General features: G+C 40.6%; 9 protein-coding genes. 8 read left to right on the plus strand and 1 reads right to left on the minus strand.

Features of this window, described 5'->3' with window-relative positions; all coding sequences use genetic code 11:
* The first annotated feature begins 425 nt into the window (after positions 1-425).
* Genes OXI60_07735 through OXI60_07755 form a run of 5 tightly spaced genes read left to right on the plus strand, consistent with a single transcriptional unit; the run spans position 426 to position 5,397 of the window.
* Positions 426-722, plus strand: a complete 297-nt coding sequence (locus OXI60_07735) for a hypothetical protein (GenBank protein ID MDE0309702.1) — start codon at positions 426-428, stop codon at positions 720-722.
* A gap of 12 nt (positions 723-734) precedes the next feature.
* Positions 735-2,741, plus strand: a complete 2,007-nt coding sequence (locus OXI60_07740) for a DEAD/DEAH box helicase family protein (GenBank protein MDE0309703.1) — start codon at positions 735-737, stop codon at positions 2,739-2,741.
* Positions 2,731-2,919 (plus strand): hypothetical protein, encoded by a 189-nt coding sequence (locus OXI60_07745; GenBank protein ID MDE0309704.1) that lies wholly within the window; start codon positions 2,731-2,733, stop codon positions 2,917-2,919. Before OXI60_07740 ends, OXI60_07745 begins: the two co-directional genes overlap by 11 nt.
* 11 nt (positions 2,920-2,930) lie before the next feature.
* Positions 2,931-4,892, plus strand: coding sequence for a hypothetical protein (locus tag OXI60_07750; protein MDE0309705.1), 1,962 nt, complete (start codon positions 2,931-2,933; stop codon positions 4,890-4,892).
* Between the two features lie 4 nt (positions 4,893-4,896).
* On the plus strand, positions 4,897-5,397 hold the full coding sequence (locus OXI60_07755; protein ID MDE0309706.1) for a hypothetical protein: 501 nt from the start codon (positions 4,897-4,899) through the stop codon (positions 5,395-5,397).
* A 50-nt stretch (positions 5,398-5,447) separates the two neighbouring features.
* Here the strand turns inward: OXI60_07755 and dndA are convergent, their stop codons facing one another.
* Positions 5,448-6,578, minus strand: coding sequence for a cysteine desulfurase DndA (gene dndA / locus OXI60_07760; protein ID MDE0309707.1), 1,131 nt, complete (start codon positions 6,576-6,578; stop codon positions 5,448-5,450).
* A gap of 132 nt (positions 6,579-6,710) precedes the next feature.
* Between dndA and dndB the strand changes: the two genes are divergently transcribed.
* From dndB to dndD, 3 genes are all read left to right on the plus strand, one after another.
* Complete coding sequence (dndB, locus tag OXI60_07765) at positions 6,711-7,802, plus strand: DNA sulfur modification protein DndB (GenBank protein MDE0309708.1); 1,092 nt, start codon at positions 6,711-6,713, stop codon at positions 7,800-7,802.
* Positions 7,803-9,362 carry a DNA phosphorothioation system sulfurtransferase DndC gene (gene dndC / locus OXI60_07770; GenBank protein MDE0309709.1) on the plus strand — a complete coding sequence of 520 codons (1,560 nt, stop codon included), beginning with the start codon at positions 7,803-7,805 and terminating at the stop codon, positions 9,360-9,362.
* A gap of 72 nt (positions 9,363-9,434) precedes the next feature.
* Positions 9,435-11,429, plus strand: coding sequence for a DNA sulfur modification protein DndD (gene dndD, locus OXI60_07775; protein MDE0309710.1), 1,995 nt, complete (start codon positions 9,435-9,437; stop codon positions 11,427-11,429).
* The last annotated feature ends 796 nt before the right edge of the window (positions 11,430-12,225 follow it).

Genomic DNA, 12,225 nt, shown 5'->3' on the forward strand with positions numbered 1-12,225 from the left:
GAAAGCGGTAGTCGATAACCGATAAACCTGTTGCGGAACGCAACTTAGTTCAAGAGTCGTTACTTGCCGTAATTGAACCAAACTGTTGGTCTAAACCAGCTAATGTCAAGAACAATTGGCAGTATATTAAAAGTAAACATCAATGTTATCATTTTGATTTTTCTTCGAAAATTAAAATATCTGAATGCGGGATAGATCTCGTTAGGCTTTTAGCATGTAGTTATTTCGCAGTTACTCAGGGGCGAATTAGTTGGCTTTCTGCAAACCGAATTTGCGGTCAAAGGATAAACAAACAAACAGTAATTTGGATAATGTCTTTCTTGATTATGTTGCGTGTCGTAAGTTCCTCGGAAACTTGGCAATGCGAACATAGAACTCGGGATGATGTTCCCGAAATGCTCAATTACCTATCTGAGACATTATCAGTGTACGGAATAATTCATTGGACAAAACCATACATTCGAGGTCAGTTTTTAGAAGAATCGCATGCGCTCAACCCAGATGAATTTGGTTGGGTCGACATCGAAGACTTACGGCAACGCTTACTCATTTCTACTTCTGGTTTGCAAGCTTGGGGGAGACATGAGGGTTCCTCCGAGTATGATTCCCCTGATATTGAAAACGAAGACTCGTATGGTGACATTGTTGATGATTTGATTAATGAAAAGAAACGAACGGAAATTGACAATACCTTGGATTCCTTAATTACTGGTCGTAACTGAAATCAAATACTGATGAAGTCAAATACTGAGTTTTACGCATCAATTCGCGATCAATATCGTTCAGGTACTCACAATATTGGTAAAGACTTCTTTGTCCCGTGTATGTCGAGATGCACTGAATATTGCCGAGCGGTTGGATTCTTCTCGAGCACTGCATTAACAAATTGGTGTGCGTTGCTTGACAAACTTTTTAACAACGAAAAAATTCCGCTTCGTCTAATAATATCACCAGAATTATCACCTACTGACGCTGCTGTTTTACGGGATGTTGTAACTGATGAAGGTCGAAAACGAGCACAGAATTTGATTGTCGAAAGACTTATATCTGGGATTCTAAATTTGGAACACGGTAGCTTGCAAGATGAATATCGGGTAAAGATTTTTAGTTGGTTGATTGCTACAGAAACCCTTGAATTGAAATTTGCTTTTGCTAACCATGCGAAAGTTTCTGGGATCTTTCATGATAAGCTAGGTCTTTTCAAATTCAGTGATGGTGAGAAGATAGCGTTTTCTGGCTCAGCTAACGAAACCATTTACGGTCACGAAATAAACTACGAATCCATTGATGTATACCGAAGTTGGGTACCAGAGGATAAAAGTAGAGTTCTGAATAAAGAAAGAGATTTTGAAGAGGCGTGGTCAAATACCGCGAGTGGCTTAATTGTAAAACCATTAAGCGAAGATACCATTAGAATGATTAAGGTGCGCGCACCGTCACACAAACCAATTCCGCCTGATAAACCGAAATTAGATGTTCGTCCACGTTCGGTTACCTCGCCAGTCGAGTCAGCCTCAAGCAAAACAGATATTAGATGGTTGCATCAGTCTGAAGCTGTCGAAAGGGTTATTCAACTGCGGTCAGGAATTATTGAAATGGCGACCGGAACAGGGAAAACACACACAGCTTTACAAATCTTTTCGGTGCTTTTGGACAGAGATCAAATAGACAGTGCTATTGTCACTACCATAGGAAATGATCTCTTAGACCAGTGGAGTAGTGAAATATCAAGTTGGCTCCTAAACGAAAACAGAGACCTGGCTATTGTCAAGCATTACGATACTCACAAAAATTACGATACATTTGTGCTTGATCCGAGTGATTGCATACTTTTGATTTCTTTGAATCAATTAGGTGATCTATTTCAACGTTTGTCACCTGATAAACGCCACAGAACCATCATAGTACACGATGAAGTGCACGGGTTAGGAGTTCCTACAGCCCAAGAGCGACTACATGGTCAACACAAGTATTTTCCGTATCGATTGGGACTTAGCGCGACTCCTGAACGAGAATATGATGAACAAGGAAACAATTTTATAGAAAGTGAAATTGGTGAGATAATTTTTAGTTTTCCAATTGAGGCTGCAATTGCGCGCGGTACTCTCTGCGAATTTGATTACGTTGCCCTTGATTATGACTTAACACCGAACGATCAAGAACGTATTCAAATGGTATACAGGAAACAGGCAGCGAGAAAACACGCAGGCAATCCGATGACTAAGGAAGAACTGTGGATTGATATTGCCAGAGTACACAAAACGGCGGAAATGAAACCTGTAGTTTTTCGAGAATACTTACAAACACACCCAAATGTCTTAAACCGTACGATAATTTTTGTAGATACCAAAGAGTATGGTGAAAAAATATTGTCAAATCTACAGGAATACACACACCTTTATAGAACTTATTATGCAGAGGATGACCGTGACAATCTGGTTGCATTTTCCAAAGGTGAAATAGACTGTTTGATTACTTGCCATCGAATCTCACAAGGTATAGACATTCAGTCTCTTAAAAATATTGTTCTGCTTTCTTCTGCTCGAGCAAAACTTGAAACAATACAAAGAATTGGACGCTGTCTCCGGACCGAACCTTTAAATCCAAACAAAAAGGCAACAGTTATTGATTTTGTTCGTATCACTATTCCTGCATCTGACGTTCTTAGCGCAGATCAAACTAGGTGCGAATGGCTAAGTGAATTGTCTAAAGTAAAGAGAGGAGATCAAATTGAACATTAGCGATGAACTTATTGATTCGATTTACGAAGCAGTTGAATCTGTTGACCAACCTGAAACAGTAGCAAAACGGTTGGTTGCTTGGCTCAATGAAATGAGTTATCGAGAACTTTCTGCTGAAGAAGAAAGGGAATATTTGGAGAATTTAAAATCAGCAATTAGTGATTCTATGTCGAGTTAGGAGGTAATGCGATGCGCGTTCAAGTTATAGGATGGTCTTGTAGCGGGTTACGGTGCCCTGATTTTGACATTGATCTTGCTAGAAATGGCGATCCATCACAAATTTCATTAATACAAATGCCTAATGGAACAGGTAAAACTACAACGCTGGATATGCTGACGGCCACTTTAAATGGCGAGGCTCGTAACTGGTCACCTGAAGATATACGCGAACTAAAAGGAAGGGAATCTCAAACATCGATTGGGTCATTTAAAATCAATCTCAAAGCGGATAACGTTCCGATAACAATTGAACTTAGATTAGATTTCGATACTGGAACAGCACAGTATCGTACTACATCCCCTCAATCCGGGGGAGTGGAACCTGGTTGGGTACCTCCTGCCAATCTGTACCCTTTCCTTTCTTCTGAATTCATTCGACTGTTTGTTTTTAATGGAGAGTTTGCTAATCGATTACTAGATGATTCGGCATCAGAAGCCGAGAAAGCGATTGATGCTTTATGCCACCTGTATTTGCTGGAAAATGTTGCAAATGTCGCTACAAAGGATTGGGAGATGGCTTCCAAAAACTCAACTGGCAAGTCCAAAGCAAATTTAAGGACTTGGCAAAACAAACTTGATACAGTGAAAGATCGAATTAACAAAATTGAGCAAGCGAAGAACAAGGCGATTTTCGAATGTGAAAAACTACGGGAGCACAACAAAGAGCTGCATAACAAAATTTCATCAAGATTGAAGTCAGATGATTCAGTGAGGGATCAATTCCACGAAGCCGAAAAGAAAAGAAAAGACGCTCTAGAAAACTTGGAAACTTATAGAGACCGCTTGCTTGATAAACTTCGACAACCTCAACAGATTCACACGACTTTCGAGAAAAGTCTCGTTCAACTCAAGTCTAACCTTGACAGACTAAAGTTGCCTGACTCCACGTCAAGTACTTTTTTTAAGGAATTGTCGGAAGAGCTTTCTTGTATTTGCGGGCGGTATATTGGGCCCGCGGAGCGCCAAGAAATCCTAAAGCGATCGGAAAGTTATCTTGATGTTGATGAAACTGGAGTAATTAATACTATTAAACAGTCTATCGCCGATGCTGTTGAAAACCAAAATGACCAATTTGATGCGGTTCAACAGAAATTGACTCAGTCGATAAAGTCACTGAGAGTTGCGGAGACGCAAGTGGAGGCGTTAGAGAAAAAGAGCGAAAGTCAAGGTGATGATGAAATCTCATTGTGGCGGAATAGCATTCAAAAGAATGAAGACAGATTACGTAATCTTACGAATCTACTTGACGAAATAAATGGAATTGGAGATGGTATGGACGATAAGAATCAAAAAAGTCTCAAGGCTCTCAACAAAATCAGAATGAATTCTGAAACAAGAGTTTCAGAGATTACCGGAACAATACAACTGCGAGAGCAAAAAGAAATTATCACAAAGTTGTGTGAGAGTGTGCGTAGTAATGCAAGACAACGAATTAGAGCGAAAGTATTACGTGAGTGCAACAGTAGACTGCTAACTATTCTTGGGTCTGACCCGTTGCAACTCAAGAGTATCGATAAATGTCTAAAATTGAAAGGGCAGTCCAGTGGTTCTGTAGGACAAGTATTGTCTGTAGGATACGCATTCCTTCTAACAGCCTTACGCTACGGTGATAACGATTTTCCATTAATTGTAGATAGTCCCGCAGGTTCACTTGACGATAGTCGTAGAACTGAAATTGGTAGTCTGATTCCAGATAATTGTAACCAATTCATCGCATTTATGATTTCTACGGAACGAAACTATTTCTTGGACGCAATAGAAAGTGGCACAAGTGAAGCTATTCGGTATATTACAGCATTTAGGAAAACCTCAGGAGTTAAGCACTTAATTAATAGTCTTCCTAGTGGGAATGAAACGAAACAAACGGATAATTCAGTTATCGTTGAAGGGCGTGACTACTTCGTAAATTTTACTGCAGTAGAAGAGAAATAGGATTATGTTTAGACTAAGACAAGATGCGGAAGATTGGCTAAAACATATCGCATCAACTAAACCGCTGAAAACAAAATTTGACCTTAATTATTTGTGCCTTATAGTAGGCTTGGCTAGTGGATTTAAATCTGAACCTCAAAAGAACGGGAAAGTTGCCCAAGAATTTGTGGATTATTTCGTTGAAGATTACAAGGATGCTCAATATTTAATAATAGGGTTACTTGTCGTAGCTGAACTAGGAAAAAACGGAATTGATTTAGATGAAAAAAAATCTGTACGAGATCAGATAAGGAAATTGGTTAATCCCGAATCCCAGACTAAACTGACGTCTAAAGGAATTGATGAACTAAACCGGTACGCGAGCGGCGGATTCGATTTTCTCCGGCAGCAATATGGCATTTCAAAGCCTTACCATACGGCTGAATTTCTCTTGTTTATAGCTACGTTAACTAAGCAGACATTAGATGAGAGCCAAATTTGGAATTCAATGATAGGTTCCGAATAGTTGATAGCGTTATCGTCTAACCACGTCATAATGATGGGTTACGTGGAGTTTTACCTTAGGAGTCGGAACTGATTAGCGATGGCGTCCCAATCTACGTTTGGGATGTCATGAAACCATGATATTCTTACGGCGCCAGAAATTCGATTATCATCAAGCCCCATAGCATTTAGGACATGGCTTGGTTTATAGGATGAAGAAGTACAAGCTGAGCCGTTGGAAATTGCTGCTACTCCTTTTAGAGCAACCATCACCGCTTCTGCATCCAAACCCGGAAAGGAAACATTAAGTATGTGAGGTAGAGCAAGGGATTGGTCTCCGTTTGTTTTCGGATTAAGGTCGGAAAAAGCCTCATAAACTCTGTCCTTTATTTTGCTGCAATCTTGTTGTCGCTCGGCATGTTCATAGCTGGCAAGTTCCGCGGCCAATCCTAACCCGGCGATTAGAGGAACTGGCAACGTGCCAGGACGCAACCCTAATTCTTGTCCGCCGCCAAATAACAGCGGTTTCAAGGGCGGTAATTTATAACCTCGTCGCCTTGTAATCAAGGCTCCTATACCTTTTGGTCCGAAAATTTTGTGACCGCTAATACTCAGAAGATCGATTCTGTTTGATTTCAGTGTGTTTATCACCTTGCCAAACCCTTGAGCAGCATCGACGTGAAAATAAGCTTCATGATCACGTAGCGCCTCCGTAATCGTCTTAATCGGTTGTTGCACCCCAGTTTCATTGTTAACGTGCATTATTGAAACTAAGCCCGTATCCTCGCGAAGACTATTGTTGATAGAATCTATGTTTACAACTCCTCTGCGACAGACCGGAAGAAAATCGACATCAAAACCACGATTGTTTAATATTTGAACTGGTGCTAAAACCGACTTGTGCTCGATTGCACTTGTGATAATGTGCTTGCGGCCTGATTCCCTTAAATATTCCTCCAATCCAAGAATCGCTAAATTATTACTTTCTGTTGCTCCGGATGTGAAGACTACTTCCAGGGGGTCCGATTCAACTACATCAGCGATTTGAGTTCTCGCTTTCTGAACAGCACTCTTGGCACGCATTCCATATTCATGAGTGCGACTACCAGAATTGCCATATTCTTCCATAAGATAAAATCTCATGATTTCAAATACTCTACGGTCTAGGGGGGTAGTCGCCGCTGTGTCAAGATAGATCGTCATGTTTGATAAGTGATATTGATTAGCGAATATTGTTTGTATTATGGGTATATTGGTATGTAATTAATATAACAAACAATATATAATTGTATACTATACAATCAGATTAATAAATGGATTAAATCTAGTTTTGGTATGGAACAACATAATTTCGGATATTCATTTCCTGCAATTAAGGGATTTCAAGCTGGAAAGTCATATTTTATTACCATGTGCCCCTTGGGAGTCATTCCCAAAATTTTCCTATTTGACGAAGAGGAATTAGTTGCTGAAGTGCGCGCGCAGAGAACACTAAACCGTTCTAGAGTCCCTGAGATAGCTGACTACATTCTTGAAAAAAGAAATTCGTATGTCTTTTCTGCACTTACAGCATCGGTCGATGGGCCAGTGCACTTTGAACCAGTGAGCAACGTCAATGGTAACGATCAAATTGGAACACTACATATTCCAATGACCGCCAATTTTGTTATTAACGATGGTCAACATCGACGAGCGGCTATAGAAACTGCTTTAAAGGTTCAGCCAGATCTTGCCGATGAAACTATAGCTGTAGTTCTTTTCCGTGATTCAGGTCTGAAGCGGAGTCAACAAATGTTTGCGGATCTTAACCGATATGCCGTAAAACCTTCTCGCTCGCTTGGGTTGTTATACGACCATGGTGATGAAGGTGCCGAAGTGACTCGAAATTTAGTGTCGGGTTGTGTAGCATTTCGTGACGTTGTAGAAATGGAGAAGACCGCACTCGCTTCTCGTTCGCGTCGATTATTTACCTTTAGCGCAATATACGGGGCTACTAAACTTCTCCTAATCGAATTCAAAGAAGAGACTCTGGACGAGCGCACGAATAGAGCGATTCGTTTTTGGAGTGCTGTTGAAAGAGCGTTTCCAGAGTGGAAACGCGTTCGTGAGGGACGGTTAACCTCGGGTGAAGTCAGACAGGACTATATTCATTCACATGGTGTAGTACTCTCAGCGATTGGTCGAGCCGGTAGTGCTTTAATGACTGCTCATGATAAAGACTGGCCTTCAAAAATCGCGCCTCTAAAAAAACTTGACTGGTCTCGGAGTAATTTCAAACTTTGGGAAGGTCGCGCTATGCGCAATGGAAAACTCTCCAAAGCGAATGACAACATTGTCCTTACATCCAATGTCATAAAGAAAGTCTGGGGATTGCAATTTACTCCTGAGGAACGACGATTGGAAAATAAAGTACATAAGAGTGATTAGATGACTAAAAGCAATCTATTAAATAGCGTTCAAAATAAACAATTTGGGTTCAAAGCAGCAGTTCAAGAAAAAGTCGATGAGATTAAGAATCTCTACTGTAGCGACATGATTCCTTGGGTTATTGGTTATAGCGGTGGGAAAGACTCCACAGCTGTTACCCAATTGATTTGGATTGCTCTTTCTCAATTACAAAAAACAAAAAGAAAAAAAACGGTGTACGTTATTTCAACTGATACTCTGGTGGAAAACCCTGTAGTCGCACTATGGGTACAGAATTCGCTGAACAAAATGGAGGACTCGGCGAATGAGAATGGGTTGCCAATTGCTACATTTAATCTAACGCCAGATATCAAAGACACATTCTGGGTCAACTTGATTGGACGCGGCTACCCAGCACCTCGCCCTCGTTTTAGATGGTGTACAGAGCGAATGAAAATCAATCCATCGAATACTTTTATCAAACAAACTGTAGCCGAACACAATGAAGCTATAGTTGTATTGGGTACAAGAAAAGCTGAGAGTTCAGAGCGGGCTGCCCGTATCAATCGATTGCAGAAAAATAGTATTCGAGAACATCTAATTCCGCACACCACTATGCCGAATGCGTTTGTTTACGCACCTATATCAGAATGGTCGAATGATGATGTCTGGCTATTTTTGATGCAATTTGCGAATCCTTGGGGATACAACAATAAAGACCTATTGACAATGTACCAAGGAGCATCAACAGATGGTGAGTGCCCCCTTGTTGTCGATACAACCACACCAAGTTGTGGGAATAGCAGATTTGGGTGCTGGGTTTGTACTATGGTTGAGCAAGACAAATCCATGACAGCGATGATACAAAATGATGAAGAAAAGAGATGGATGGAGCCATTGCTAGCCCTTCGTAATGAACTTGATAAACCTGATCATAAAAAACGCGACTTTCGACGTATGGCTGGGCATGTTCAACTTTTTGATTCCAGGAAAAATCTACAAGGTGTCAAAACTGTACCTGGGCCATACACTCAAGAATATCGAGGTATATGGCTAAGGAAACTTCTTGAAGCACAGAAGTTCATTCAAGACAATCCTAACACACCGAAAGATGTCAAGGATATCGAATTAATCAAAGAGCAAGAACTTCATGAAATTCGCAGAATATGGATCCTCGAAAAGCATGAAATCGAAGATCTATTGCCGAAAATCTATTTCGAAGTTTTTGGAAAACAATTTCGAGTACAGATGCTTGATGACAGTCAACCATTTGATGACGCAGTTATGCATATTCTCGGTGAGGTATGTGAAGGCAACGATTTACACTTTGAGATGATGCGTAATCTACTTGATGTTGAGCGACGTTACAGATCAATGTTAAAGCGCACGAACTTGTTTAAGAAAATTGACGATGTAATAAAGCGTACATTTTACGAAGACGCTTCTGACGCAGTAAATTGGGTAACTCGCAAAGCAGAATGGCGCGATGAAATAGTCGACTCATATAGAAGGCTTGATCGTGAATCGACTACAAACAAACGCACCGGAGATCATCATGAGGTTAGCGAAAGTTCCACCTAATTGCTGTTGCTGAAACTTGTGCGAAATGGACAAGTCTAATTTCATTCTAGCAATTTAGGTTGTTAGAGCTCAATGATCATCCATAGACTTAAGCTCCACAACTTTGGAGTGTACATTGGTGAGCACACCTTTAATTTAACTCCTAACAACGAAATCCAGCCGATAGTTCTCATTGGAGCACTTAATGGTTCCGGTAAAACGACATTCCTTAACGCTATACAGTTTGCGCTATACGGTAAACTTGCTCCATTCGTCGTCGAATCAGGAAAAAGCTACGACAATTTTCTCCGAAAGATAATCAATAGACATGTTCCTCAAAATGTAGGAGCATCAATAGAACTAGATTTCTCAGTCGCAATTGAGGGAAAGACCCGACAAATCAGATTGGTAAGAACATGGTTTGTAGCTAAGAACAATAGAATATCCGAATCTTTTGATGTGTCATATCTTGCGGGTGGCACAGAGACATGTGACAAATTACTTGCTGATAGCTGGTTCGATTTCCTAGAAGATATTCTACCCAAACGTATCATGCCTCTTTTCTTTTTCGATGGAGAAAAAATTGAAGAACTAGCGGACGAATCATCGGCATCAAAGATTTTAGCAACAGCTATCAACGCTTTACTTGGTATGGATATCGTCGAACAACTACACCAAGACTTAAACGTGTATGCTAGAAGAAAACTAAATACTATACGCAATGACACAGAAAGGGAGGAATATGACACACTTGACAACGAAGCCAAACAAATTCGTATGGAGATCAACATACTTGAGGAAAGAGAATCCGAAGTTCGAGAATCTATAGCGAAATTACAAAAAGAACTTGACGAATTGCGAGCTAAATTCACTTCAGCTGGGGGAGAAATTTTTGAATCGCATTCAAAACTTGAAGAAGAGCGGAAGGAGTTACTATACCAGGCTCATCAACATTCTGAAAACATGGAGACATTCGTTGCCAAAGATGAAACTCCATTTTTGCTAATTTTACCGCTTCTCAAAAAGATAAGTACCCAGGTTGAAGAGGAGTCGTACGGTAAGCATTCAGAAATAGTATTAGAAATTCTGAGTCAGAGAGATGAGAATTTGATCACGTTACTCAAAACTCTAGATATAACATCGACTAATCATCAAGCTGTCGCCCAGTTTTTAGATCGAAGTCGTAAGGAGTTTGACGTTGCTACAGAACATCCAAGATACCTAAACTTCTCAGATAGAGCCTCGCAGACTTTGTCTATTCTCAATTCTCACTTGATAAGAGATAGAATTTCTGAAGTAGACGCATCTTTGAATGAAAACGCCTCTCTAGCGGCGAAGTTGCTACATATAGAGCGTCAATTAGCTAGCGTTCCTGATAAACATAAAATCCAACCAATTTTGGATAATTTGGAACAGTGTAATCAATCAATAAATGAGTTACACCAAGAGTCTACGCGTTTGTACGACGAAAAGTGCCGAAAAGAACGTGAATACGAAAAATGTTCTCGACAACTTAATCTATTTCTAGAACAGAAATCACTGGAAGAAGTTCGTCAAAGGGAGGTATCGAGATCAATAGAGTATGCGAGTAAAGCGCGAAAAACACTCCTTAATTTTCGAAATGCTGTAATCGCACACCATATAGCAGGAATCGAAAAACTCATCGTTACGTGTTTCGATGAATTGACAAGAAAGAGCTCGCTAATCACTAACGTGAGTATTGACTCCTCAAACTTTTCGATAGGGTTAAAATCGAGGAAACAAGAAATAAAGCCAAAAGACCTTTCAGCGGGTGAAAGACAACTATTAGCTGTTGCAATTCTCTGGGCTTTATCTCGATATTCGAGTCGTCCAATTCCAATGATAATTGATACTCCACTGGGGCGATTGGATTCAAACCATAGATCGAAACTTGTTAATGAGTATTTTCCTAAAGCAAGCCATCAGGTAATTTTGCTATCAACCGATGAAGAAATCTATGGCGAGTATCATAGAGATTTGCAAAGTAGCCTTTCTCGAAGTTATCTGATTGAATTTGACGAAGATAGTGGAGGCAGTAAAATTTCGGAAGGATATTTCAATAAATAGGTTTGTGATTTGGCTATCTCAACTGTTTACATAAACTCCAAAGGCAAGGACAACCTAGCCCGCCTAAAGAGAAACACCGGAGTGAAGAACTGGAACACTCTGTGTCGATGGGCGCTCTGTTATTCTTTATCTGAGGAAACACCGCCACCACCCATAGATAAAGGAGTAGAAATCGAAGGATTAATGACTTGGAAGGTGTTTTCCGGCCAATACGAGGAATTGTACCTTGGATTAATTAAGCTACGTTGCAAAGAGGAGGGGTTAGAACCGACTGATAAGATATGCGCAGAACAATTCAGGCTACATATTCACAGAGGATTGGCTAGACTGATCGAACTGGATGGAATCAAAGTTTCACGGTTACCACACCCTCGTTCACCAGTAGGATTAGTAGAATTGGCAAGTCAATTCGTGTCGTTCAATGGGCGTGACGATTAGCAATCGTCTTTGTTGTAATTTTAGAGTTTGTATAGGCTTTTATTTGGCGTGCTGACGCACATCAAATAAAAGCCTATACATTATGTTGAATTCAACATAAGGCCGGACTAAACGTAAAGTTTTAATCGGAAGTGACAAGGGCCGTTGCAGTGGCGGTGGTGCTCAAGCAAGGACGCCGGTCGTCGGACAGGGAGTTATCGAGTTTTGCGAAAGACAGCTCAGTAGGCTGATTCCCGAGCAGGCATGGGATGCAATAATTGCGCTCAACCAGTCTTCAGTTTTCCATGCAACAACGCCGGTGCCGCCAACGATGGTCAAACAGCGTTGGGCCGCATCGCCAACAACGATTCTGCAATTT

This window comes from Acidiferrobacterales bacterium (assembly GCA_028820695.1).
Taxonomy (GTDB): domain Bacteria; phylum Pseudomonadota; class Gammaproteobacteria; order Arenicellales; family JAJDZL01; genus JAJDZL01.